This window comes from Bifidobacterium sp. KRGSERBCFTRI, assembly GCF_025908335.1.
This window is the reverse complement of record NZ_CP109653.1, coordinates 1,317,491-1,341,435: the sequence shown is the minus strand read 5'-3', so window position 1 is coordinate 1,341,435 and position 23,945 is coordinate 1,317,491. Positions and strand designations below refer to the sequence as shown.

General features: G+C 60.3%; 18 protein-coding genes, 1 tRNA gene and 1 pseudogene. 5 read left to right on the top strand and 15 right to left on the bottom strand.

The window, feature by feature from the left end; all coding sequences use genetic code 11:
* Window positions 1-44: 44 nt before the first annotated feature.
* The 11 genes from rapZ to OGI63_RS05625 all read right to left on the bottom strand — a co-directional run bounded on the left by rapZ (window position 45) and on the right by OGI63_RS05625 (window position 15,231).
* Window positions 45-977, bottom strand: a complete 933-nt coding sequence (rapZ, locus tag OGI63_RS05675) for an RNase adapter RapZ (protein WP_003809197.1) — start codon at window positions 975-977, stop codon at window positions 45-47.
* Window positions 977-1,915, bottom strand: a complete 939-nt coding sequence (locus tag OGI63_RS05670; RefSeq protein WP_011743204.1) for a shikimate dehydrogenase family protein — start codon at window positions 1,913-1,915, stop codon at window positions 977-979. Before OGI63_RS05670 ends, rapZ begins: the two co-directional genes overlap by 1 nt.
* A gap of 65 nt (window positions 1,916-1,980) precedes the next feature.
* Window positions 1,981-4,323 carry an excinuclease ABC subunit UvrC gene (uvrC, locus tag OGI63_RS05665; RefSeq protein ID WP_041777309.1) on the bottom strand — a complete coding sequence of 781 codons (2,343 nt, stop codon included), beginning with the start codon at window positions 4,321-4,323 and terminating at the stop codon, window positions 1,981-1,983.
* The gene (uvrA, locus tag OGI63_RS05660; protein WP_011743206.1) at window positions 4,320-7,307 is read right to left on the bottom strand and encodes an excinuclease ABC subunit UvrA; all 2,988 of its coding nucleotides are present in this window, start codon (window positions 7,305-7,307) and stop codon (window positions 4,320-4,322) included. Before uvrA ends, uvrC begins: the two co-directional genes overlap by 4 nt.
* 75 nt (window positions 7,308-7,382) lie before the next feature.
* Window positions 7,383-8,330, bottom strand: coding sequence for a DUF3322 and DUF2220 domain-containing protein (locus tag OGI63_RS05655; RefSeq protein WP_256584571.1), 948 nt, complete (start codon window positions 8,328-8,330; stop codon window positions 7,383-7,385).
* Window positions 8,327-8,617, bottom strand: coding sequence for a DUF3322 domain-containing protein (locus OGI63_RS05650; RefSeq protein WP_254303699.1), 291 nt, complete (start codon window positions 8,615-8,617; stop codon window positions 8,327-8,329). Before OGI63_RS05650 ends, OGI63_RS05655 begins: the two co-directional genes overlap by 4 nt.
* Before the next feature lies 1 nt (window position 8,618).
* Window positions 8,619-12,077 carry an ATP-binding protein gene (locus OGI63_RS05645; RefSeq protein WP_041777310.1) on the bottom strand — a complete coding sequence of 1,153 codons (3,459 nt, stop codon included), beginning with the start codon at window positions 12,075-12,077 and terminating at the stop codon, window positions 8,619-8,621.
* Window positions 12,077-12,922 (bottom strand): DUF4194 domain-containing protein, encoded by an 846-nt coding sequence (locus OGI63_RS05640; RefSeq protein ID WP_033499481.1) that lies wholly within the window; start codon window positions 12,920-12,922, stop codon window positions 12,077-12,079. The genes OGI63_RS05645 and OGI63_RS05640 overlap by 1 nt, the downstream gene beginning before the upstream one ends.
* On the bottom strand, window positions 12,919-14,415 hold the full coding sequence (locus OGI63_RS05635; RefSeq protein WP_264309063.1) for a DUF3375 domain-containing protein: 1,497 nt from the start codon (window positions 14,413-14,415) through the stop codon (window positions 12,919-12,921). Before OGI63_RS05635 ends, OGI63_RS05640 begins: the two co-directional genes overlap by 4 nt.
* 128 nt (window positions 14,416-14,543) lie before the next feature.
* Window positions 14,544-14,939, bottom strand: coding sequence for a GtrA family protein (locus OGI63_RS05630; RefSeq protein ID WP_003834828.1), 396 nt, complete (start codon window positions 14,937-14,939; stop codon window positions 14,544-14,546).
* Window positions 14,940-15,105: 166 nt separating this feature from the next.
* A complete protein-coding gene (locus OGI63_RS05625; protein ID WP_256134382.1) occupies window positions 15,106-15,231 on the bottom strand; it encodes a hypothetical protein in 126 nt (41 codons plus the stop codon).
* Between the two features lie 205 nt (window positions 15,232-15,436).
* On the opposite strand from OGI63_RS05625, the gene OGI63_RS05620 reads away from it, so the two are divergent.
* A complete protein-coding gene (locus OGI63_RS05620; RefSeq protein WP_003809174.1) occupies window positions 15,437-15,805 on the top strand; it encodes a cupin domain-containing protein in 369 nt (122 codons plus the stop codon).
* 97 nt (window positions 15,806-15,902) lie between these two features.
* On the opposite strand, the gene OGI63_RS05615 is transcribed toward OGI63_RS05620, so the two are convergent.
* A tRNA-Gly gene (locus tag OGI63_RS05615) sits at window positions 15,903-15,978 on the bottom strand.
* A gap of 115 nt (window positions 15,979-16,093) precedes the next feature.
* Window positions 16,094-17,104, bottom strand: a complete 1,011-nt coding sequence (locus tag OGI63_RS05610) for a VanZ family protein (RefSeq protein WP_011743213.1) — start codon at window positions 17,102-17,104, stop codon at window positions 16,094-16,096.
* A 902-nt stretch (window positions 17,105-18,006) separates the two neighbouring features.
* Here OGI63_RS05610 and OGI63_RS05605 point away from each other — a divergent pair.
* The gene (locus OGI63_RS05605) at window positions 18,007-18,495 is read left to right on the top strand and encodes a hypothetical protein (protein WP_035010966.1); all 489 of its coding nucleotides are present in this window, start codon (window positions 18,007-18,009) and stop codon (window positions 18,493-18,495) included.
* A gap of 100 nt (window positions 18,496-18,595) precedes the next feature.
* Here OGI63_RS05605 and OGI63_RS05600 read toward each other — a convergent pair whose 3' ends face one another.
* The gene (locus tag OGI63_RS05600) at window positions 18,596-19,537 is read right to left on the bottom strand and encodes an ATP-binding cassette domain-containing protein (protein WP_231836932.1); all 942 of its coding nucleotides are present in this window, start codon (window positions 19,535-19,537) and stop codon (window positions 18,596-18,598) included.
* On the opposite strand from OGI63_RS05600, the pseudogene OGI63_RS05595 reads away from it, so the two are divergent.
* Together OGI63_RS05595 and OGI63_RS05590 are read left to right on the top strand one after the other, a co-directional pair.
* Window positions 19,479-19,823 (top strand): annotated as a pseudogene (locus OGI63_RS05595) (AAA family ATPase); the annotation flags it as partial. The gene OGI63_RS05600 and the pseudogene OGI63_RS05595 overlap by 59 nt on opposite strands.
* Before the next feature lie 82 nt (window positions 19,824-19,905).
* A complete protein-coding gene (locus OGI63_RS05590) occupies window positions 19,906-21,507 on the top strand; it encodes an ABC-F family ATP-binding cassette domain-containing protein (RefSeq protein WP_011743216.1) in 1,602 nt (533 codons plus the stop codon).
* A 100-nt stretch (window positions 21,508-21,607) separates the two neighbouring features.
* Here OGI63_RS05590 and OGI63_RS05585 read toward each other — a convergent pair whose 3' ends face one another.
* Entirely contained in the window at window positions 21,608-22,633 is a 1,026-nt protein-coding gene (locus OGI63_RS05585; RefSeq protein WP_011743217.1) for a cation diffusion facilitator family transporter, read from the bottom strand.
* Window positions 22,634-22,777: 144 nt separating this feature from the next.
* Here OGI63_RS05585 and OGI63_RS05580 point away from each other — a divergent pair, with 144 nt between their 5' ends.
* A complete protein-coding gene (locus OGI63_RS05580) occupies window positions 22,778-23,899 on the top strand; it encodes a 5-methyltetrahydropteroyltriglutamate--homocysteine S-methyltransferase (protein ID WP_041777311.1) in 1,122 nt (373 codons plus the stop codon).
* The last annotated feature ends 46 nt before the right edge of the window (window positions 23,900-23,945 follow it).

Sequence of the window (23,945 nt, the reverse complement as noted above, 5' to 3'; positions counted from 1 at the left end):
AGCTTTTCTTTGTATTTGGATACTGTCTTCTCACAATGCGGTCATCAATCGGCCGAACGCTTGTCCAGCTCGCGGGCCGATACGGAGACCGTGAGACCACGCGCACGCAGGCGCTTGGCCAAGGCCTCGCTCATGGCCACGGAACGGTGCTGGCCGCCGGTGCATCCGAACGCGATGGTCACATAGTGCTTGTCTTCCTGCGCATAACCTTCGATGGCGATGGCGATGGCTTTCTCGTAGGCGTCAAGGAACTCCTCCGCGCCCTCGCTGGAGAGCACGTAGTCGCTGACCGGTTTGTCCTTGCCCGTCAGCGAACGAAGCTCCGGCACCCAGAACGGGTTGGGAAGGAACCGGACGTCCGCCACGAAATCGGCGTCTATCGGAATGCCGTATTTGAATCCGAAACTGAAGATATGCACGGAAACCGTGGTCGGTCCGGAACCAAGCAGACCCTCGTACAGTTTCGTGGACAGCTGATGGATGCTCAATGCCGAGGTGTCGATGACGATGTCGGCGTGCTCTTTGAGGTTCTTCAGCAGGTCGCGTTCCTCAAGGATGCCGTCGATCAGACGATTGCCCTGCTGCAGCGGATGGGGCCTGCGCACGGATTCGTAGCGCTTGATGAGCACCTCGTTGCTGGCGTCGAGGAACAGGATGCGGGTCTTCACCCCAAGATCGTCCAGATGGCTCAGCACGGCGGACAGGTCGTCGAAATAGTCACGTGACCTCACGTCGATGACCGCGGCGAGTTTGTGGATGTTCGAACCGGAGCTGGTCATCATGTCCACCAGCGGGACAAGCAGTTTCGGCGGCATGTTGTCGACCACATACCAGCCCATGTCCTCGATGCTGTTGGCCGCGTGGGACCGGCCCGCGCCGCTCATGCCGGTGATGAGCAGCACTTCGAAGCCTGCGGCCGGAGAAGGCGCGCTCGTATGCCTGCCTGCCTGGTTGACGGCGTTGTTCTTTTCGTTCATCACAGGGCCTCCTTAAGCGCGGAGCGCATGGCATGCTCCAATGCTTCGACTTTCTGATGGCTGGTGGGCTCGGTCGGCGGATCGTTGTCCCATATGCCGGTCATCAGCCAGACTTGAATCATGGCTTGGTACAGCAGCATCTCCTCGCCGCCGATGGCGGTGCCGCCGCATGACCTCCAGGCCTGCATGAGCTTGGTCGGGCGGGGATCATAGACCACGTCGAGTAGCGTGCCGTTCGTGACTATGCCGGCTGAGGCAAACGCCTCGGCGATCGGATCGGCGGCAAGGCCGGGGATGGTGTTGATGACGACGTCCGCATGGGACAGCAGATTCACCGCATGGTCCATGGCGACGATGCTTATGGAGCCGACGCCCATATGGCTTTCCGCCAATGGTTCAAGCGCCTCGTTCTTATCGGGATGGCGTGCCACGACGGTGACATGTCCAATGTGGGGCATCTCGGTGCAGGCCGCCAAAGCCGAGGTGGCGGTGTTGCCATTGCCGATGATCACCGCCTCGCCGTCTTGTCCAGAATCCATCCGCATGCCACGTGCCCGATACGAGTGCTCGAAGGCGAGCTCAATTCCCTTCACATCCGTGTTGTAGAGCCTGATCGCAGGGATGGCGGCGTTCTTATCGTTCGCGCCAGACCAGTCGAAGACGGCGGTGTTGGCCACCTTCAGCTCTTTCGCCCACGCGTTGCATGGCACGCCATATGGCTGGATGGTCTTCTTCAACGGCATGGTCAGGCTCAGTCCCGCCCAGATGGAATCAAGCGACTCCAAAAAATCCTCAAGCTCCGTCTCGCCGACCTCGTGCCTGCCATACGACCAGCTGTCAAGTCCTAGAGCTCGATAGGCCGCATTATGCAATACAGGGGAAAGCGAATGCGCGATGGGTTTGCCAAGGACCGCGCACCGATGGTCCACCTCGGTCATGTTCCCTCCCTTACTCTCACCATTCATCATGCTAGCAACGCAGAAGCGATTGCTCGTTACAGATTCTATTTCTTTTCATCTTTCGGACTGTTTCCATCCGATTTCACTGTTCGGAGGGCATCCTCCGCCTTCGAAGCAATGTCAACGGACGAATGCAATGCCTGGTAAATGTTCTCGGCCTTGGCATGGCCGATGCCTTTGACCTGTTCGAAATCCTCCACGCTCGCCTCACGCATGGCGCGTACGGAGCCGAAATGGTTGAGAAGCCGTTTCTGATAGGCTTCGCCGATGCCGGGAATGTCGTCCAAAGCGGAACGCAAAGCTCCTTTGCGTCTGGTCTGACGATGGTAGGTGATGGCGAAACGATGCGATTCGTCACGCACCCGCTGCAGCAGATACATGCCTTCGGACTGACGTTTGAGGATGATCGGATAGTCGTCATCCGGCACCCAAACCTCCTCAAGACGCTTCGCCAATCCGCAGACGGCCACATCGTCCACGCCGCAGTCGGCAAGCGCCTTGGCCGCCGCCATCACCTGCGGTTTGCCGCCATCGACCACGACCAGATTCGGCTTATAGGCGAAATGGCGACGGTTGGTGTTCTGCTGCACGGCATCCGTTTCAGGACCATTCGTGCCATCCGACCTATCATTTTGCGTGGCCATCCGACGCTCGTTGTCCATGCTTTCCCCGGAATCGCCGGCGATGTTGCCATGGCGGAAACGACGGGTCAACGTCTCATACAATGCGCTCAAATCATCCAACGCGCCCTGCCCGTCCGCACCTCGGATGGCGAAACGGCGGTACTCCGACTTTTTCGCGATCGCGTCTTCGAACACCACCATGGACGCTACCTGGAATGCGCCGCCGACTGTGTTGGAAATGTCGTAGCATTCAATGCGCAACGGCGCCTGTTCAAGCCCAAGAGCCTTCGTCACATCGTTCATCGCATCGGAACGTGCGCCCATATCGCTGATACGGCTCATCTTGCTGCGTGCCAACGCCTGCTTGGCATTGTCGTTGGCACGGTCCATAAGCTGTTTCTTGTCGCCTCTGCTGGCTACACGGATGGTGACGGCCGCTCCACGCAATCCGCTTAGCCATTGCTCAAGCCCTGCGCTGCGCGACGGTTCGATTGGAACGATCACCTCACGGGGAACAGGCGCGATTGGAGCCAGCAGGTCGGCACGTCCCGTCTGCTCCTGACGTTCGTTGCGTTCCTTCGTGGCCTGCGCACGGGCGATAGCATCCGTTGCGGTCACGGTCTGTGTCGAACCGATCGCATTGCGCTGCTCGGTCACGACGGTCGAATCGGAGACGGCCGCGCTCTCCCCCGTGGTTTCCGAATATACCTGAGTGATCAGATCGGCGATCAACTCCGCGTCGCTCACATCTTCGACTCGCTCCACACTCCAGTTACGTTCGCCGCGAATTAATCCGGACCGCACGAAGAACGCGTGCACGCTGGCTTCAAGCTCGTCGGACGCGATGCCGAACACGTCGGCGTCGACATCCGAATCGAACACGACGGCGTTCTGCTGGACCACGGTCCCGAGCATTTGGATCTGATCGCGCAGCCGGGCCGCCTTCTCGAATTCCAGTTCGGCGCTCGCCTGCTTCATGTCGCGGGTCAGTTGGGCGATATACGATTTGCCGATTCGGCCGGTCATCACGCCGACAAGCTGCTCGCACATCCTGCGATGCTCGTCAGCGCCGATACGGTTCACGCATGGAGCGGAGCATTTGCCGATCGATGCCAACAGGCATGGACGGCCCGTCAACTGCGCCTTGTGGAACACGTTCTTCGAGCATGTGCGCACGGGAAACGTCTTCAGCAACGCGTCGAGGCTGTGCCGAAGATCCCATACCTTGGCGTACGGGCCGAAATATCTGGTATCGCGACGTTTGCGGCTGCGAGTCACCCATACGCGTGGGATGCGTTCGCCTGATGAGATGGCCAGATACGGGTAGGTCTTGTCATCGCGGAACACCACGTTGAATCGTGGGTCGAACTCCTTGATCCACGTGTATTCGAGTGTGAGCGACTCCAGTTCCGTACCCACTACCGTCCATTCGAGGCTGCGAGCCGTCAACACCATGGTCTGGGTGCGTGGATGCAGCTGGTAGAGCGGCTGGAAGTAGTTCGTCAGCCGGTTGCGCAGGTTCTTGGCCTTGCCAACGTAGATGACGCGCCCCTCGCCGTCACGCCACTTGTATACGCCCGGCTGCGCGGGAATGTCGGAGGTTTTCGGACGGAACAGGTCGCGAGTATCCCCCAACAGGGGCGCGCCGTTCTTGTTCACTCCCCTGCCGTCGGATTGGGTGCCGGCGTCCGATACTGCGGTTTCCCGTAACGCATCCGCCGTTTTGCGCCACACGTCCGGACTGTGTCGTTCGAAATCAGTCACAGCATATCCCTAAGGAACTTGCCCGTCCACGACTGTTCGCATTGCGCGACCTGCTCCGGCGTGCCTTCGGTGACGATGGTGCCGCCGCCGTCACCGCCTTCCGGCCCCAGATCGATGATCCAATCCGCGGATTTGACCACGTCGAGATTGTGCTCGATGACGATGACGGTGTTGCCCTTGTCCACCAATCCCTGCAATACGAGCAGCAGTTTGCGTACGTCCTCGAAATGCAGGCCGGTGGTCGGCTCGTCGAGGATGTACACGGTTTTGCCGGTGGAACGCCGTTGGAGTTCCGTCGCGAGTTTCACGCGCTGCGATTCGCCGCCGGACAGCGTCGGCGCCGGCTGGCCGAGCCGGATATAGCCGAGACCGACCTGCACCAGGGTGTCCAGGTAACGCGAGATGGACGGGTACGCCTTGAAGAACTGCGCGGCCTCCTCGATGGGCATGTTCAGCACGTCGGCGACCGATTTGCCGTTGTACTTCACTTCGAGAGTCTCGCGGTTGTAGCGCTGGCCGTGGCATTCCTCGCAGTCCACGTACACGTCCGGCAGGAAGTTCATTTCGATTTTCAACGTGCCGTCGCCGTGGCATGCCTCGCAGCGGCCTCCCTTGACGTTGAACGAGAACCGTCCGGGACCATAGCCGCGCACCTGCGCTTCGGGCGTCTTGGCGAACAGCGTGCGGATTTTGTCCCATACTCCCGTATAGGTGGCGGGATTGGAACGCGGAGTGCGGCCGATCGGATTCTGGTCGACGTGGATCACCTTGTCGCACTGGTCCACGCCTTCCACGCGCGTGTGCTTGCCGGGCACGATGCGCGCGCCGTTCAGCTTGTCCGCAAGCACCGGATAAAGGATCTGGTTGACCAGCGTGGATTTGCCGGAACCGGACACGCCCGTCACGCAGGTGAACACGCCCAGCGGGAAATTGACGTTCAGGTTCTTGAGGTTGTTCTCGCGGGCTCCGACCACGCGCAGCTGCTTGGTCTTATGCGTCTTGCGGCGTGCGGCGGGCACTTCGATCTTCCGTCGGCCGGCGATGTAGTCGCCGGTGATGGAGCGTGGCGCTTCGGTGATTTTTCTGGCGGGGCCGGAATACACGACCTCGCCGCCATGTTCGCCGGCGCCCGGACCGATGTCGATGACCCAGTCCGCGTTTCTGATGGTGTCCTCGTCATGTTCGACGACGATCAGCGTGTTGCCGAGGTCGCGCAAATGATGCAATGTACCGATCAGCCGTTCGTTGTCACGCTGATGCAGGCCGATGGATGGTTCGTCCAGCACATACATGACGCCCACCAGGCCGGAGCCGATCTGGGTGGCCAGTCGGATGCGCTGCGCCTCGCCGCCCGACAGGGTCTTCGCCGCACGCGACAACGTCAGATAGTTCAGGCCGACATCGTTGAGGAAGCCGAGGCGTGCGCGGATCTCCTTGACGACTTCGCCGGCTATCTGCGCGGCCGAGCCTTCGAGTTCTAGGCCGTTGATCCATGCGAGGCTCCGTTCGGCGGACATGTCGCACACGTCCGCGATGGACTCGTCGTCCACGGTGACGGCAAGCACTTCCGGACGCAGACGCCGCCCATGGCACGCCTGGCATGGCACCTCGCGCATGTACGACTCGTAATACTGCTTCATCTGGTCGGAATCGGTTTCGTCATGCCGGCGCATCAACGTGCGCACCACGCCTTCGAAACCGGTGGAATACTCGCGCATGCGACCCCAACGGTTGCGGTACGAGACCTGCACCTTGAAATCGCGGCCATACATGATGGCGTCGCGCGCGTCCTTGGGCAGATCCTTCCAAGGCGTGTCCAGGTCGAAGCCCATCTCATCGCCGAGTCCCTCAAGCACATGGCGGTAGTATTCGCCGGTGCCTTTGGTCATGCCCCACGGTTCGATGGCGTTCTCGTTCAGCGTCTTGTCCGGATCGGGAATGACCAGTTCGGGGTCGATTTCCAGCTTGTATCCGATACCCGTGCATTCAGGGCAGGCGCCATACGGCGCGTTGAAGGAGAAGGTGCGCGGTTCGATCTCGTCGAGTTCCAGCTGATGGCCGTTCGGGCAGGCGCGTTTCTCGGAGAACGGCTTGCGACGGTCCGGATCCTTCTCGTCCAAATCGACGAAATCGGCGACGACCACGCCTTTGGAAAGCTTCAACGCCGTTTCGATGGAATCGGTCAGACGCTGGCGGATACCGTCCTTGACCACCAGACGATCCACCACCACTTCGATGGTGTGCTTCTTCTGCTTGGCGAGCTTGATGTCATCGGACAATTGCCGCATCTCACCGTCGATCAGCGCACGCGCGTAACCATCGCCACGCAGCAGTTCGAGCAGATCCTCGAATTCGCCCTTGCGGCCGCGCACGACCGGCGCGAGAATCTGGAAACGCGTGCGTTCCGGATACTTCAGCAACGTGTCCACCATCTGCTGCGGTGTTTGCGCGCTTACCAGGGCGCCGCATTCCGGACAATGCGGAATGCCGGTGCGGGCGAACAGCAGTCGCAGATAATCATAGATCTCGGTGATTGTGCCGACCGTCGAACGCGGATTGCGGTTCGTGGTCTTCTGGTCGATCGAAACCGCGGGGCTCAGCCCCTCGATGAAGTCGACGTCCGGCTTGTCCATCTGCCCCAGAAACTGGCGCGCGTACGCCGACAGCGATTCGACATACCTGCGCTGGCCCTCGGCGAACAGCGTATCGAACGCCAACGAGGATTTGCCCGAACCCGACAGGCCGGTGAACACCACCATGCGGTTGCGAGGAAACTCCAAGTCCACGTTCTTGAGATTGTGCTCGCGAGCGCCTTGGATGGTGATTTTGAGGTCGTTGGGTAGGTGTGTGAGGTCTGCTATGAGTGAGTCGCCTGTTGTTTTCATGGGGGCTTTTTTGATTTCGCGTGTGAGGAATGCGTCGCTGGTGAGTACGTGTTCGACCACGACTTCGTTGTGTGTCGTGTTGTTGCGTTTGGTTGTCATGGTGTTCTTCCGCTTGGTGTTGCCTGTTCTGTTGTATAGGATAGCGTATTTTTGTTGTGGTTTCGAACAGGTGTTCTATTTGGTGTTGTTGTTTGGTATGTCGTTGCCGGGTATGTCGATTGGCCAGTGGTGTTGGTCGTGCAGGATGGTTGTGGCGTCGCGTATGGGGATGCGTTCCTGTTCGATGCGTAGGTATTGGATGTCTGTTCCTGTGCAGAGTGTTTCGTAGAGTTTGCGTTCTTCGGTGGTGAGTCCGGGTGTGGGTTGTGGGGTTTGTGTGGTGAGGGGTTTGTTTTTGGCGTCGAGTTGGGTGCCGTATTGTTCGTATGTCCGGTATGCGGTGGTGTCCATCAGTATGGATGTGCATGGGATGCCGGTGGCGCGTAGTTTGGAGAGGATGTCGAGTCCGTTGGCGTCCATGTCGCCCCAGTAGATGATGTTGGGGATGGTGGTGAGCCATGGCAGGAGTGTTGTGATGTGTGATGTTGCGGCGTATCCGTTGCCGAGGATGCAGATGGCGTGTTCGACGGTGGGCATGGCCTGGTAGGTGTCTTTGTTTTCGATGATGATGGCGTGTTCGATGTCGGTTGGCTGGCTGCGGACCCATGGTTGGGTGACGATGAGGTCGGGTTGGTCGTGGTGTTCGGCGTCCATGAGGCGTAGTCGGAGTTCGTTCGGGCGTTCCTGGAAGGTGAGGTTGTCTTGTCCGGTGAGCTGGCATATCGCTTTGCGGCGTTGGGAGTTGGGTGTGCCGAGCCATTTGGCGCTGAATCCTGGGATGGGCGCCATGCGTGGGGTCATGGTGTGGCAGTCGTGGTTTGCGAAGTAGTGGGCGGCTTGGATGACGAGGTGGAAGTCGGTGTCGTCGTGGTCTTTGAGGGTTTTGGCGACGTTCATGGCGTTCTCCGGTTCGAGGCCGAATTCTTTGGCGAGCGCGCTCATGCGGTCGTGTTCGCGTAGGTAGCGTTCGCGGGTTTGTTTGGTGGCGATGCGGAGGGCGGTGTCGAGGTCGGGTATGGTCACGGAGTCGATGAGCGGGCTTTTTGTTGGATGAGTCCGCTGGAGACGATTTTGGTTTTTTCGCTGGTTTCGCAGTGGTGTTGCCGCGCCCAGTCGCGGATGGTTTCGTTTTGGGCGCGGATTTGGTTGTAGTGCTGCTCTAGTTCGGCTTGTTTGGGCAGTCGGATGGTTTTGCGCAGCGGCCAAGATTCGTCGGTGTCGTACATGTGCCTGGTGAGGTGGGCGTCGACGTATTCGTCGAGTTTCCGGCGGATGTCCGTTTCGCTTGTGGTGTTTCTGGCCGCTGCCATATTATGCCTCCGTCGCGGGTTGCGTCTGTTCGACGGTGGCGTCTTGTGTTTCGGCTTGCGTTGCCGGCTCGCGGTCGAGCTCCTGCAGGTACGAGTTGCCGGTTGCGGGATCCTTGTATGCCACGTACGCTTTGTCTGCGATGCTGAGGATTTCGGCGGTTTTGCTTTCCGGCGCGGATACGATGATCTGGAAGCCGAGGCGCGGCAGCACGGTCAGCGCGCGTTTCGTGTAGCGTCCGTCGGCTTTGATGAGGGCTTCGTCCAGGAACAGTGTGGTGTAGGTGGGCTTGCCGGTCAGGTCGCCGCCGAGCAGGTAGATCAGGGCCGCGCCGTAGACGAACGAGGTGAGTTCCTGCAACGCGCCGCCGGACTTGCCGCCGGTGGAGCTGATGCGTTCGTCGGGCAGATCGTTATGGTGCACGATCGCGTAGAACGAGCTGCGCACGCGTGGATCGAGGTTGCGCGCACCGTATTCCTTGATGCCGTTCGTGTCGCGGATCTGGCCGAGTTCCGCCTGGAGCCTGCCGATGAACGTTTCGCAGCCTGCGAACGCCTTGCGCGTCTCCATGGGATTGCTGCGCGCGTTGCGTGTCCAATCGTCGAGCTTCGACATGATGCGGCCCAACGAGGATTTGAACTGCCGGTCGATCGGGTGGAAGTCCACGTGGAGCGAGAGCCTGCCGCCGCGGGGGCCGAACTGTTGGCCTTTGAGCATGCCGTTGATGCGGTCGAGCTGCTCCCTGACGTTCTCCTCGTCGGTGTTGAACGCGCGGTTGAGCTGTTGGAAGCTCATATACAGCTTTTCGACGCTGTTCGCATACTCCTCGTCGGTCGCGGCGCGGGTGACGAGCATGTTGAGGTTCTTGAGCTCGTCAAGGAAATACGGATAGTCCTCCACGCTCGCCATGACGGTGTCGCCCTCCGTGGAATGGTGCTTCAGATAGTCGCCCATGGCGCGTTCCGTGTCGGCGCGCAATTGGACGGCACGCTCGTCGATCTGCTGGAGTCTCGCACGCACGGTGTTGCCGATTCTGCGCAGCACGCGCACGTCGAACGGCGCCGTCCCCTCACGGTCGAAACCGCCGGCGATGCGCTGCGGCCGTTCCTGCGGACGCGACGTGTCGAAACAGGTCTCATACGTGTCGGCCAGCAGATTCGACACCATGTCGGACAATGCGGCATCGTCGAAATCGGAGTCGCCATGCATGTCGAGCCATGCCTGTTCGGCCTGGACGGCATGCTGCGCGTTTTCCAATTCCGCTTCGGCACGGTACCTGGTCTTGCCCTCGTCGTCCTTCTGCCGTAGCAGCTGTTTCAACTCGTCCTGCAATTGTGCCAGTTCCGGATCGCTTTCGATCCGTTCGATCTGCAGACGGATCCGTTCCGCCTTCGTCTCGAGCCCGTCCACGTCGATCTTGCCCCATGGCAGATCCGCGACGGTCAATGCGAGCTCATGCTCGTCCTGCAGCAGAGTCATGGCGTTGGCCATCTGCCTGCCGCGGCGGTCGGCGTCCTCCAACGCCCGTTCCGCCCCGTCAAGCTGGCGTTCCAATTCGGCCAGATACCGTTCGTTCACGAAGCCGATGACCTGACGCAGGCCTTTGACGCCATGGAATCCATGGTCGCCGGATTTGATCTGCCCGTCGACCTGCACCTGCCGTTCGGCCCGGTCCATGTCGTCGATCGCCTCCACGCAACGCGCGTCGAACCGTTGCGACGCGGTCTGCTCCTTCAACCATCCGACGAACGGCGAATCCTCCTTGTACCGCAGCTTCGACGACATCCACCCCTCGTTGCAGGCCGAATCGTATTGCGCGTCGGTATCGACGAAACGCCAGGCACGCCGCGTCATACGCGTCGGATCGATCGCGCTGACCTTCGCGGCGAACCCCTGCTCATGCCGCTTGTCCACGAGAATGGTCTGCGCGATGGGCGCGTACGTGACGTCCATCGCCAGACGCCATTGCTCGTCCCCCTCGTCCACGTCCATCAGTTCGGCCACGTACGGCAGTTCCGTCTCGTCCAAGCCCGTCGCCCGTGCGATGAGCGTGCGCGCATGGTCCATGTCGTCGCTGATGCGCGTCCTGTGTTCGATCTTGCGCCGGTAATCCTGCCTCAACAGGTCGCGTTCGCCCTGCCGGGCGTGACGTTCCACCACCATCCGCTGGTATTCGGATCGCGCGTCTTCCAAACGCTTGTCGTACGTGTCGAGCGACAAGGCGAGCGCGGCGCGTTTGGCGTTCCATGTCTGCTCGTCGGCGGGGAGTCTGCCTTCGACGCGTTCGAACCGTTCGGCGATGGCGTGCCGTTGTCTGCGCGCCTCGTCGGCGTCCTGGCGTGCGCGTTCGAAGTCCTTGCCGAGTTGCTGCAGGCTGCCGCCGTCGATGCCGTTCATGCGTTCTTTGACGGCTTCGATTTGCGTGTCGAGTTCGTCGATGCGCTGCTGAGACCGGTCGATGGCGTCCTGGGATTCCTTGGCTTTGCGTTGCGCCGATGGCAGTCCGGCGCGTACTTCGCTGGCCATGCGCGACCATGTCCATGCGGCGAGCGTCGTCTCGCCTTGCTCGCGGTCGGGGTCGATGGGCGTGTATTCGCGGCGTTCGCTGGCTTGTTTGGCGTATTCGCCGTAGCGGGCTTGTATGTCCTGCAGGATGGCGACGCGTTCCATTTTGTCTTCCATGCTGTGGAAGTTCTCACTGAACCGGTTGTAGTCGTCGACGGTTTCGCGGGCGAGCCGGATGGATTCGGGCACGTCGAGCACACCCTGTTTGAAGATGTCGTCGAGTTTGGAGGGCGCGTCGGCGGATTGGATCTTGTGCAGGAGCCTGCATGCTTCGGCGCTTAGGCCCATGTCCTGCCAGATGGAGGCGTGGAACGCCTGCGCGTTGACGTGCGTCGTGCATCCTGGGTAGGTCTGTTCCATCAGTCCTCGCGTGAATGACGTGTCGCGGTGCCGGTCCATGAGGCGCGGGTCGATGGTCTGGTTCCAGGTGACGTATTGGCGGCGCAGTCCGTCCGGCCCGTCGCCTGCGGTCAGGTAGAGGAATTTTGCGCAGGACAACAGTCCTCCGTCGCTGCGGTTCGCGTATGTGTCGACGATCGCGCCCCAGATGTTCTGCGGGGTGCCGTCCGCGTCCCTGCCGCGCAGGAAGATCGGGGTCTCACCGTTTTCGCCGTCGCTGATGCCGATCATGCCGCGCAGGTACGTGTAGTCGTTGCGTTCCGAACGTCCCGAATTCGACGCCTTATTGTAGGGGGTGCCGGATGGGTAGAGCAGCGAGATCTGCGCGTCGACGAGCGTGGATTTGCCCGATTCGCTCGCGCCGGCGAGCAGGGTCACCGGCATCGCATCGTCCATGGACGGGCGGAACACGTGGTAGCCGCCGTAGGAGCCCCAGTTGACGATCTGCCGGCTTTGCAGCATCCAACGGTCGGAAACGATTTTCATGCCGTCTTCCATCAGTGTTTCCCCCCATCAAAAGCGTCATCGGCCGAATCGAAATCGAACGCGTCCTGCTCGACGCCGGACGAAACCGTCCCGGTCGAATCGGAAGTATCGCCACCATCCGCGCCGATGGACGAATCGTCATAACCATCGCCATCCGCGTCTTTCATACCATCGCCGTCCGTATCATCGGAGCCGAGCCACCGGTCGGCGAGCTTCTGGTCGAGCACCATCGGCACCAATGGCGTGAGCACGTACATGTTCTCGTCCCCCGTTTCCGCGAGATACCCGTAGGTGCGCATGCGCGAGATGACGGACGTGATCTTCTTCGCCGTGCCCTCCTCGTCGTTGCTGGCCGTGAGGAAGCCCGCTCCCGTGGCGAGCAGCGCGCGGATGTCGTCGAAGCTGATGAGCCAGTCGCCCGGCTTCGTCTTCTGGTTCTCGTACTCCAGCACCTTGATGCGCAGGGCCGCGAGCGTGGCGGCCTCCTCGCGGGTGAGGCTCACACGCGTCTTCAACGAGCGGATGTTCGTCTCCGCGTCCGTGACCGGCGACGCGTACATGATCCGGTATTTCGTGTTGTCGACCAGTCTGAGCATGTCGTTGTTCAACGACCGTTCCACGGCCTCACGGTACTGGCACGCCCTGTCGTACAGGCTGCCGTCGATGTAGCGTTCGCGTTTCAGCGCGATCGCGGCCATACGCGCCTCAAGAGGCATGTCTCCCGTATCCCCGTCGAACAATGCCGGCCTGTCCCTCGTCATATCCGGCCCTTCGGACGGCATGCCGGATTCCGGGCCTGTCTCCTCTTCGATGCCGATGCCAGTGTCGAATCCGTCGGTGTTGTCCGTCATGCTCATCCCTCCTCGATGATCTCGTCAAGCGCCGCCTCGGTGGTGAGGATCGGCCTGGTGCGCCACACGCGCTCGCCTCCGTCGATGGATACGCAATGCCATGCCACGGTTGCCGGTCCGTCCTGCGTGCGTAGGGCGCTTAGGAAGCCGATCAGCTCGCTTTCGCGCCGTTCCTCCCGGGGCAGCCGGTTGAAGCTCGCCGCGAAATCCACGAACCTGCCGTCCGCCGTTTTGACCGGATCGCGCCTGATGAGTCCGATCATGTGCGTCAGCCGCGGGCCGCACATCTCGACCATGGCCTTCAGGTCCGGCGCGTCGACGTTCGTCGAAGGCGCGTCGTCCAATCCGGCCGTGGCCGCGCGCGCCATCGATTTCGCCGGCCTGGACGGCAATGCCTGGAACTGCGCCGTACCGGTGTCCGTACGGTATGGGCGTTCGTCCGAGCCGGGGTGCGTCTTCGCATCGTCGCTGGCCCGCACGAACAGTCTGTGGAGCTTGTCGAGCATGGTGCGGTAATGCGTGTCGGTCTGCTGGCGCACCAGACGGCTCACCGCCTCGTCGGATATGCGGATCTGCCGGCGCACGTCCTCGATGCCCTCGTAGATGCGTTTGAGTTCGGCGCGTACCTGGGCGAGCAGGATGCCAGGCTCGCCCTCGAGATACGGGTTCTGGGCGATGTCTCGCACCGCCTCGTCGATTTCGCGGCGTCCCTCGTCGGTGACGATCACCTGGAACGCGTCCTCGAAACGCCGGCCGCTGTCGGATTCGTGGAACGACCTGTGGTATTCGTCATGGTAGGTGCCGAGCGCCTGCTCCACGCTGATGGAGCCCGACTGCATGCTTCGGCGCAGATTGTCGCCGTTGTCGCGTTCCTCGAGCGCCAGTTCGCGCAGGTCGATCGGCACGCCGCGCAGCGTGTTGTGGATGACGCCGATGATGTCGCCCACCTGCTGGGAGGTGAGCCTGTCCAACGTGTCGCTGTGCTTCAATTCGTCGATCTGCTTTTGCCGCTCCTCGATGTCGCGTTCAAGCAGGCGGATGCGTTCGCGGGGATCGACGGTCAGCTGCATGCGCGCATGCTCGATCTCCATGATGATGCTGTTGGCCTGCGCTCCGGACAGCGCTTTCGTGGTGTCCTCGAGCCGGTCGAGCGCCTCGATCGCACGGTGGGCGCGCGCCGTGAGACGGTACGGGTAGCGGTGGGCTGCGACGTCGAGCGAATTGGCGAGCCAGGCGTAGTCGCCTTCGCCTTCCTTCGTCAGCTGCTGCAGGATCGTGTGCGCGGCTTCCGCGGACGTCTGCCCTTCCTTGGGCGTGTAATCGCCCGTTTCCGCAAGTCGGGTCAGACTGCGGGAGAACCGTTCCTCGACGATCTCGCGTGGCAGCTCGCCGGTGAGCGGGTCGAACGTGGAGCGCAGCAGCGCGACGTACAGCATGGAATTGCCGCGCAGCAGCAATCGCAGCACCCCGGTCTCATACACGGGCCGGAGCCGTTCCATTTCCCGTCTTACATCCGCCAACGGCGTCCCGTCCTTCCCTTAGCCACAAGTTTCCCGATGCGCATCCATTGTAAGATAGCATGTCCGTTTTCCCGTGATCGCGGCGGGAAAACCGTCCGGCGCGAACGTCATTTGAAGATGACGTAGCGGCACAGCAGGAAGCCCCAGACCGCCTGCATGCCCATGGTGACGATCTTGACCGCCATGGTGGGCCAGCCGAGCAGTCCGGGGATCCAGGCCATCATCAGGTTGGAGAACAGCAGGTTCCAGCAGTACATGGCCACGAACATGGCTATCGAACGCGCGTAGTTCGACGAGGATTTGAATGTGACGTTGCGGTTCATGACGTAGTTGAATGAGCCGGAGCAGAAGACGGCCACGGCATTCGCCAGACGGAACGGCAGGCCGGCCAGCTGAAGCACGGCGAACACGCCGAATTCCACGAAGGTCTGCATGGCCGAAACGCCGCCATAGCTGAACAATTGTCTGACGATGCCGTTTTTCGGTTTTCCGTCCGTCGGCATGCGGTCTCCTCCCGGTCGTCTCAAACGCTACGGCTGGAAAGCATAGTCACACATGTGGCTACGGACGCGCCGGAGGCGTTTCGGCCCGGCGGAATGAAAAAACGGAAGGACGCCCCTTCCGGAGTTTCCGGAAGAGGCGTCCCCCACGTTTTCGGATCGTGTCCGCTCAGATGCTCATCGCCATGAGCTGGGCCGCATACTCCTCCACAAGCTCGCTGTCGCGCTCCGTCCAGGAATGGCTGGCGGAATCGTCCGGCACGAAAGTGGTGTCGATGTCGATGTTCTCGTTCATTTCCTTAATACCTCCGTTCGTCCCACTTGCCCCCGGCGACATTGCCGACTTTCATGGAACAGGCAAAAGTCTGGACCATAAACGCGTTCGATGCAAGAGTGTGTTCACATCGTGATCAAACGTTTTTCCTCCACGCGTACATGCCGTGTCTCCGGCGTGAAGACGATACGATGGAGGCATCCCTGCCACCAACCAAAGAAGGACGATGATGAGCGACGAACGCAATGAGGCCGAACCGATCGAACTGGGATACATCGAGGACCTCGGGGACATGATTTCCGTTCAGGAGGGGTCCACCGTGTCCCGCACCGTCATGCAGAAGGCCGGAGGCAACGTGGTGCTGTTCTCCTTCGACACGGGCGAGGAGCTCAGCGAGCATACGGCCGCGATGCCGGTGTTCGTGCAGACGCTGAAGGGACGGCTTAAGGTGACGGGCAACGGCAGGACCGTGGAGCTTGTTCCGGGAGGCCTGGCCTACTTTCCCACCCGCATCCCGCACGCGATATACGCCGAGGAGCCGTCCGTCATGATGCTGACGATGGTCACGCCGGCACGCGACAACATCGGCGACTGAAAAAACAAGACCGCCGGCATCGGATTCCATTGGATTCGCCGGTGCCGGCGACTGCCGGAAATACAAGAAAAGCTCCCTCCCAGGAGCTTTCGTTTTGTGGAGCGGACAACGGGACTCGGACCCGCGGTCTCAACCTTGGCAAGGTTGCGCTTTACCAACTAAGCTATGTCCGCATGTTTTCCACCTTGGTGGGCAACGAGTTGAAAATATACAGGAGCGTCCGCCATCGCGCAAGCCCGGCGTGTCGCGTTTTTGCGGCGCCGGACTCGCGGCAGCTCCGCACGACGGTCAGACATAGTCGTACGGCATGCGCTTTTTAACGCGCCAGAACACGATAAGCGCGATGTCGAAGAGCAGCGCGTAGAAGCCACGGTCCGTCCACAATCCGTAGACCGCGCAATACAACACCAACGCGCGTAACGTATAGAACACGATCCTGCGCATGCCGGAACGTTCCCTGGTCTCCACCGTCATGCGCGTGAAACCGCCGCCCAACGTGCGGCCGGCGCGCCTCCACGGAATGATCCCTTCGAACAGGACGAACATGACGATGGTGGCCACGGCGGAGACGGCCGCATTGACGTTGTTCGCGCGGTTCACATCGAACAGCACGCCAACCAGATAGATAAGCGCCGTGACGGACAGCGACGCCGTTTCGACAAGGAACAGGTCGATCGCGAGCGCCACGCAGCGGCGCACGAAGCCTGGCTCGGTGGTGATGGCGTCTTCGTCGATGCGCTGTTGGGGTAGGAAGTGGGTGACAATGCTTCCCATGGCGTAGCCGAGTATGCCGCCGAGGGTGTTGGTGATGAGGTCGTCGACGTCGAATAGGCGGTAGGCGCATGGATAGATGCCCCAGATGCCGGTCAGCTGGGTGGTTTCGATGAGCAGCGAGGTGAGGAACATGGCCGGCAACGCCGTGGCGAATTTCCAGCGGAAGACGCGTTTCATGAAGTAGCCGAGCGGTAGGAAGAACACGACGTTCATGGCCAGTTGCATGACGCCTGTGATGCCGTCGGTTCGGATGTCGTGGATGAATTCGAATGGGTTGAGTTGTGGCCTGAGATGGTGGGCGGCGCAGTAGGTGGCCGGGTTTTCTGGCATTGGGTACATGGTGAAGCATGCGAGCGCGATGAGGTAGAGCACCACGAGATATGCGGTCAGTGCGGAGGTGAAGCGTAGCCGGTTGTCGCGGTGGTAGAGCAGTGCGAGCACGGGCAGGGTGAGTAGGAGTGAGAGGAATGGCCAGATTGCGATGGCGAGCGCGAATGGCTTGCTGAAGTAGAGGACGTATGACATGGCCGGTTTCCTTTGCTGGGCGTGTGGGATACGCGTGGTGTGTGTGCGTGGGTTTCGTTTCCGTTGTTGGTTTCAACGGTAGTACGGCTGGTCGTGTCCGTGGCATCGTCCGTCGTATTCATTCCTTGGCGTAAATGTTGGGGTGACTCATCCTCTGGTATGAGATGGCCCGGCGTGTTTCTTCGTGTCTTTTTCCTCTTGCTTTTTCCGTTGGATTGCTTGGCGTCTGATCCGCGCGGAACCGATTTCGGACATCGTCTTCGCCGTCACCGCGGGAATCCTGTTCATGGCGTTCACGCCGAAACTGCTCAGCGAATAACGGAAGCTCCCGCCTTCCACGCGGAAGGCGGGAAAGGCGGGAGCTCTTATGGGAAGACTAAGGCGGATTTTAAATCCGAGGAATAGTCACCTTTTTGGCACCGGTCATGTAATGCCAGAAATCTTCCGTCCCCGGAATAAGGTCATGCAGAACGCCTGATGTTTTTTCGACCGCTACGCTCGGTGTGCCCGGCACCGGATGGTCATCTGTTGAAGACGCGAAATCGAGTCCGATGATTCACGCATCGGCACTCTCCGCGGCACCAATCGCCTTCATTCCAGGATATTCGGCGAGAACGAGATTGATGGCATCGGCCAATATCATCTGACCCTCCTTGCAGCATTCCAGTACTGATTCGTCGGATTCGGCTTTATACGCTTTATACGCGTCAAAACGTCACCGTCCATATTCAAATACCATGAGTCGTTTGCCGATCTCGTTTGCGGAGCGGGGGAATCATTCCGCCTGTTTGACGCGTTCCATCGTAGTATCCGTTGAAGGGCGTTCTTGTTGGTCTTGGTATCCATTCCTCTTATCACGTTTCCGCTGTATGCTTTAGGGAAAGCTGTTATGTGGGAGGATCATGCGGACCACGAAAAGCAAGAAACCCATCACCGTCGTATCGGTATGCGTCGCCGCCGTGGCATGCGCTGTCGGCGCGTACCGGTTCGTCTACCTGCCACTCCGGCCTGCCGATGTCAGTCATGCTCGGATCAGCATCAACGCGACGGGCAAGTTCGACGAATCCCAGATCGACGGCGCGGTGAAGGCGGATCTTGCCAGGCTGAAATCCTGGAACGGTTGCCGCGTGGATGCCGTCCGATATGACGCAAAGCGTTCGGCCACGCTGCTTGCAGCCGAACACGACGTCACGGCTTCCGGTGGCAGTTCTTCGATTTCCACGGCCATTGACGAATACGGGATGGACAATGTGATTTACCTGTCCAATGACATCTCTTGCCGTGCGGGCTCGCAGAACTCGTCCCAAGATGGCTGGGGAAGCTGGTACGCGTGGAATCCCGGTTCCGCGCGGGCGGAACACGGATGGATCTTCATCGACGAGGGATATTAAAGTTCAACGGAATACCGTGCACCATGCCATGATGTCGAAACCATACGATGACGATTGGCTTTAGTACAGCATTGATAAAAAGCGGGCCTACGCGTCCTGATCACGCGGAACGCAAACCCGCTTTCGATGGCATAGTCATCGCTTGGCTTATCTGACTACTTGGTGGTGGCCACTCATCATGACTGGCCACCACCAATGCTCCCGGATAGTCGGCAAGACATCTTGCCAGAGCCACCTTGGACTCTAAGTCAAGATAGTTCGCCGGCTCGTCCATGACAATCAACTGAGGCCGGTCAAGAATGCCCAAGCACAACATGAGCTTGCGCAGTTCGCCCGGAGACGGCGCTTCGTTAGAAAGCAGCTTATCCGGATCGGCGTTGAGCTGGGCGAAGGCGGCCAGCACCTGCGAGCGTTCCTTACCCTGCAATGCGGCGAGTCGTCTCATGGTTTGAGAAAGCGCGGCTTCTCCCGTTTGCTGCTGGACGATCAGATGCGGCAAGTCTTCCGGCATGCTGTCCAGCAATGCGTTCATCACGGTTGTTTTGCCGAGTCCGTTGGCACCGGTCAGTCCGATATGGTCTTGCTGTCCGATGCTGAGTTTTGGTATGGCGACGCCTGGCATCCGTGGTTTTTCACCACTCATCCCTGGATTATGCGCGACCTTCCATTGATGTCCGTCGGCATGCAGTATGGATTGTGTTGGCGTTCTCGCGGCATCGTTCGAGCTGGTCATCCTGCCGCTGCCGAATATGATAATACCTTCCGTGAGATGCAGGAGCTCCTTTCTGTTGCTTGGCCGTATGTCGATCCAGATGTCGCCGTCGTAGCGTTTGGCCGCTACGGTTAGTGAATCTAGTGTGCGCTGTGCTCGTTCAAGACGCTTGTTCATTTGTCGGTATGCGGCGCCCGAAGCGGTATCGGTCTGTTTTTCGATCCATTTGTGGTGATCGAGGGCGCTGTGATCTTTGCGGTCGATTTTCCACTCCCGTTTGCACGAGATGTCGCATGGCGAAGGTTTTCTGGAGATTCTCCTGTCCCACACGGGAAAGGGTCTCTATCTTATGGACGAACCCGAATCCGCGCTCTCGACACAGCGGCAATTGACTCTGCTGGAGCACATGTACCGAATGGCAAACGACGGATCGCAATTCATCATCGCAACCCATTCGCCGATTCTGCTCGGTCTGCCGGATGCGGAAATCCTGTCATTCGACGAAAACGGCGTCCATCCCTGCGATTATGAGGATACGGACAGCTATCAAATCACCAGGGTCTTCATCAACCACCGCGAATCACTGCTCCGGCATCTGCTTGGAAATGAAACGTGAGATGAGGTGAAACGGTTGCGGGTGTTCGCTATGATGTTCGATTGGCGTTTGAAGGAACACGAAAGACTAGAGGTATCACGGCATGGCGATTGAGGCGCAGGGACTTGAGATTCAGATCGGTGCGCGCACGTTGCTGCATCCCACCAACTTCCACGTTGCCAAGGGGGACAAGATCGGTCTGGTCGGACGCAATGGAGCAGGCAAGACCACGCTGACCCGTGTGATCACCGGCGATATGCTGCCGACCGCCGGCAAGGTACGTGTCTCCGGCAAACTCGGCTATTTGCCACAGGACACGCATGCCGCCGACCCGGAGCAGACCGCACTGGACCGCATGATGAGCGCGCGAGACATCGCCAGCATCATCAAACGCATACGCAAGGCCGAAAAGGACATGACCGATCCGGATCCGGATGTCATGACCAAGGCGATGAACCGCTACGACAAGGCCATGCAGGATTTCGAAAAGGCCGGAGGCTATGCCGCACAGTCCGAAGCGACCGCGATGGCGGCCAGTCTCGGCCTGCCGCAGGACGTGATGGGCCAGCAGTTGGGTACGCTTTCCGGCGGTCAACGCCGCCGTATCGAACTGGCGCGCATCCTGTTCTCCGATGCGGATACGCTGATCCTTGACGAGCCGACCAACCATTTGGACGCGGATTCCATCGAATGGCTGCGCGGCTATCTGAAAAAATACGAGGGCGGTTTCCTGGTCATCTCCCACTCCACCGAACTGCTTGACGAAGTGGTGAACAAGGTGTGGCATCTGGACGCACAGCTCGGCCAGATCGACATGTACTCGCTCGGCTGGAAGGCCTACCTGCACCAACGCGTGGTCGACGAGGAACGTCGCCGCCGCGAACGTGAAGTCGCAGAGAAGAAGGCCGAACGTCTGATGCAGCAGGGCATCCGCCTGCACGCGAAAGCCACCAAGGCCGTGGCCGCGCAGAACATGATGCGCCGCGCGGAGAAACTGCTGGAGAACACGTCCGAAGCACAGAAGAAGGAGAAGGTGGCGGACATCCGCTTCCCCGAGCCGGCACCTTGCGGACGTACGCCGATCATGGCGAAGGACATCTCCAAAGCGTATGGTTCGAACATCGTGTTCGCAGGCGTGAATCTGGCGATCGACAAAGGTTCACGTGTGGTGATTCTGGGCTATAACGGCGCGGGCAAGACCACCACGCTGCGTCTGCTCGCCCATCTGGAGGATCCCGACACCGGATCCGTGGAATATGGACATGGCTGCAAAATCGGCTATTTCGCACAGGAACACGACACATTGGACCTTGACGCCACCGTGTTGCAGAATCTGATTCACGTGGCACCGGAACTTGACGACACACAGGCACGTTCCATCCTTGGGTCGTTCCTGTTCTCCGGCGATGACGCGCTGAAACCGGCACGAGTGCTTTCCGGCGGCGAGAAGACCCGTCTGGCGTTGGCCACGCTGGTGACGAGCCGCGCGAACGTGCTACTGCTTGATGAACCGACCAACAATCTGGATCCGGCGTCCCGCGACGAGATTCTGAAGGCCATCGCCAAATACGAGGGCGCGATTGTGCTGGTCACCCACGACGAGGGCGCGGTCGAGGCGTTGAATCCGGAACGCGTGCTGCTCATGCCCGACGGCGACGAGGACCTGTGGAACGACTCCTACCTGGATCTGGTGGCCGAGGAATAATCCCACTTCCACCATTTCCGACACGCATATGGGAAAGCCCGGACGAATCAGATCGTCCGGGCTTTCCCATATTGAACGGTTCCTGTTACGCGGGAACCGGTTACGCGTGCACGTGTTTGGCGCTGTAGATGTCCGGCTCGACGTAGATCTCGAAATTGTACCAGGGCAACGCGGTGCGCACGGCCTTCTCGATCTTGTCGACGGTTTCCACGTCATAGTCGCGGTCGAGCTTGCTGGTCTGCACTTTGACGCACAGGAGGATGTCGTCCTCCGACATGTGCACGGTCTGCATGTTCAGCAATCGTTCGACGCCCGGCGTGGTGGTAACCGCCTCGACGATCTTCCCGCGCGTATCGGAATCCACGGCTTCGCCGATCAGCAGCGAACCGGATTTGAACGCCAGTAGAAGCGAACCGACGATCAGGACCAGACCGACCATAAGACCGCCCAACGCGTCGAACACCTCGTCGTCGAGCGCGATAGCAAGACCGATGCCGAGGCCTGCGAACGCCAGGCCGATCAAAGCGAGCGTGTCCTCCATGATCACCGAAGCCAATTCGGCGGACTTGGTGCGCCTCCAGAAACGGAACACGCCCATACGCGGCGTGTTCGTGCGTTCCATACGCTCGTTGGCCTCCTTGATGCTCTGGTGCAGGCCGAATCCTTCCAGGCATGCGCTGATGACGACCACGATGAACGCGACAAGCAGTTCCATCCTGTTCACGTCACGCAATGCCGGATCGGCGCTGATCGCGACAAGCTTCTTCACCGCTTCGGACGTCGAGAAGAAACCGCCGACGAAGAACAGCAGCGTGGCCACGACGAACGAGGCGAGATACTTCGCACGGTACAGGCCGAACGGATGGTCGCCGTCCGTCTTGCGCTTGGAGAAACGTCCACCCACCATCAATACGATTTCGTTGGAGCAATCCGCGATGGAATGTACCGACTCGGAAAGCATGGCGGACGATCCGGTGAAGAACGCCGCGAGCAGCTTCGCGATGGCGACACCAATGTTCGCACCCAACGCCGCCTTGACGGCCGCGCCCTGATGTTCGGCTTCCCGCACCTCCCCCATGTTGTTCGTGGTCGTACTGTCGCCTGCGGGATCGCGCGATTCGCTCATTGCCTTCCATTCTCGAATGTGTAACGGATAACATCATCCATTCAAGCACGAATACTGGCCGAGAAGCCGTGTGCGCCCGTGTTTCGGGACGTGCGTGTAACCTTCACTAGGTATTTGTCGCTTTCCCAAAAAAAGGGGTATTCAATGGTATACTCGCATAACGCGCCGTTCCGCGCCGACGTGGTCGGCTCCTATCTCCGCCCGGCCGAGCTCAAGGCCGCGCGTGAGGATTTCGCCGCCGGCAAAATCGATGCCGCAGCGCTCAAGGCGGTCGAGGACAAGGCCATCACCGAACTCGTCGCCAAGCAGAAGGCCGCCGGCCTGCATGTGATCACCGACGGCGAATTCCGCCGCGGCTGGTGGCATTTCGACTTCATGTGGGGCTTCAACGGCGTGGACCATGCCGCCGCAGCCCACCGCGTCGCCTTCCACGACGAGGTGACCCCGGCCGACACCGCCACCGTGACCGGAAGAATCTCCGGCGAGAACCATCCGTTCGTCGAACATTTCAAGTTCGTCAAGCAGTTCGAGGACGAGAACACCGTGGCCCGCCAGACCATGCCCTCCCCCGCGCAGACCCGCTTCGTGCTCACCGGCAACGCGGCCGCCTACCCGTATGACGAGTTCTACAAGAACGACGACGAGCTGACCGCCGACATCGTCGCCGCCTACCGCCAAGTCATCGCCGACCTGTATGCCGCCGGCTGCCGCAACGTGCAGTTCGACGACTGCACCTGGACCCGCCTGTGCGATGCGAGCGTACGCGAACGTCTCGGCTGGAGCGACGAGGACGCGCTACGCCTGCAGCAGGAGAACCTCGACGTCATCAACGCCGTGATCTCCGACCAGCCGGACGACCTGGTCATCAACACCCACGTGTGCCGCGGCAACTTCCACTCCACCTGGCTTTCCTCCGGAGGTTACGCGCCGGTCGCGGCCAAACTGTTCGGCGAGGAGAACGTGGACGCCTACTACCTCGAGTTCGACGACGACCGTTCCGGCGATTTCGCGCCGCTCGCCGAAGTCTCCGGCGACAAGAAGGTCGTGCTCGGCCTGATCACCTCCAAGAAGCCCGACCTTGAGGATCCGGACACCATCAAGGCCCGCATCCAGGAAGCCGCCCAGTACATTCCGCTCGACCGCCTGTGCCTGTCCACCCAGTGCGGCTTCGCCTCCACCCAGGAAGGCAACAAGCTCACCGAAGACCAGCAGTGGGCCAAGATCGCACTCGTCCAATCCATCGCCAAGGACGTGTGGGGCGAGTAAACACAGCACGCCATCCACAATCAGCTATAAGGAAGGGCTATCCGTC

Bases quoted from the DNA above. Each gene is read 5' to 3' on its own strand.
- rapZ (WP_003809197.1), bottom strand. From the start codon at position 977: ATGAACGAAAAGAACAACGCCGTCAACCAGGCAGGCAGGCATACGAGC.
- OGI63_RS05670 (WP_011743204.1), bottom strand. From the start codon at position 1,915: ATGACCGAGGTGGACCATCGGTGCGCGGTCCTTGGCAAACCCATCGCG.
- uvrA (WP_011743206.1), bottom strand. From the start codon at position 7,307: ATGACAACCAAACGCAACAACACGACACACAACGAAGTCGTGGTCGAA.
- OGI63_RS05650 (WP_254303699.1), bottom strand. From the start codon at position 8,617: ATGGCAGCGGCCAGAAACACCACAAGCGAAACGGACATCCGCCGGAAA.
- OGI63_RS05645 (WP_041777310.1), bottom strand. From the start codon at position 12,077: ATGGAAGACGGCATGAAAATCGTTTCCGACCGTTGGATGCTGCAAAGC.
- OGI63_RS05640 (WP_033499481.1), bottom strand. From the start codon at position 12,922: ATGAGCATGACGGACAACACCGACGGATTCGACACTGGCATCGGCATC.
- OGI63_RS05635 (WP_264309063.1), bottom strand. From the start codon at position 14,415: ATGGAACGGCTCCGGCCCGTGTATGAGACCGGGGTGCTGCGATTGCTG.
- OGI63_RS05630 (WP_003834828.1), bottom strand. From the start codon at position 14,939: ATGCCGACGGACGGAAAACCGAAAAACGGCATCGTCAGACAATTGTTC.
- OGI63_RS05625 (WP_256134382.1), bottom strand. From the start codon at position 15,231: ATGAACGAGAACATCGACATCGACACCACTTTCGTGCCGGACGATTCC.
- OGI63_RS05620 (WP_003809174.1), top strand. From the start codon at position 15,437: ATGATGAGCGACGAACGCAATGAGGCCGAACCGATCGAACTGGGATAC.
- OGI63_RS05610 (WP_011743213.1), bottom strand. From the start codon at position 17,104: ATGTCATACGTCCTCTACTTCAGCAAGCCATTCGCGCTCGCCATCGCA.
- OGI63_RS05605 (WP_035010966.1), top strand. From the start codon at position 18,007: ATGCGGACCACGAAAAGCAAGAAACCCATCACCGTCGTATCGGTATGC.
- OGI63_RS05590 (WP_011743216.1), top strand. From the start codon at position 19,906: ATGGCGATTGAGGCGCAGGGACTTGAGATTCAGATCGGTGCGCGCACG.
- OGI63_RS05585 (WP_011743217.1), bottom strand. From the start codon at position 22,633: ATGAGCGAATCGCGCGATCCCGCAGGCGACAGTACGACCACGAACAAC.
- OGI63_RS05580 (WP_041777311.1), top strand. From the start codon at position 22,778: ATGGTATACTCGCATAACGCGCCGTTCCGCGCCGACGTGGTCGGCTCC.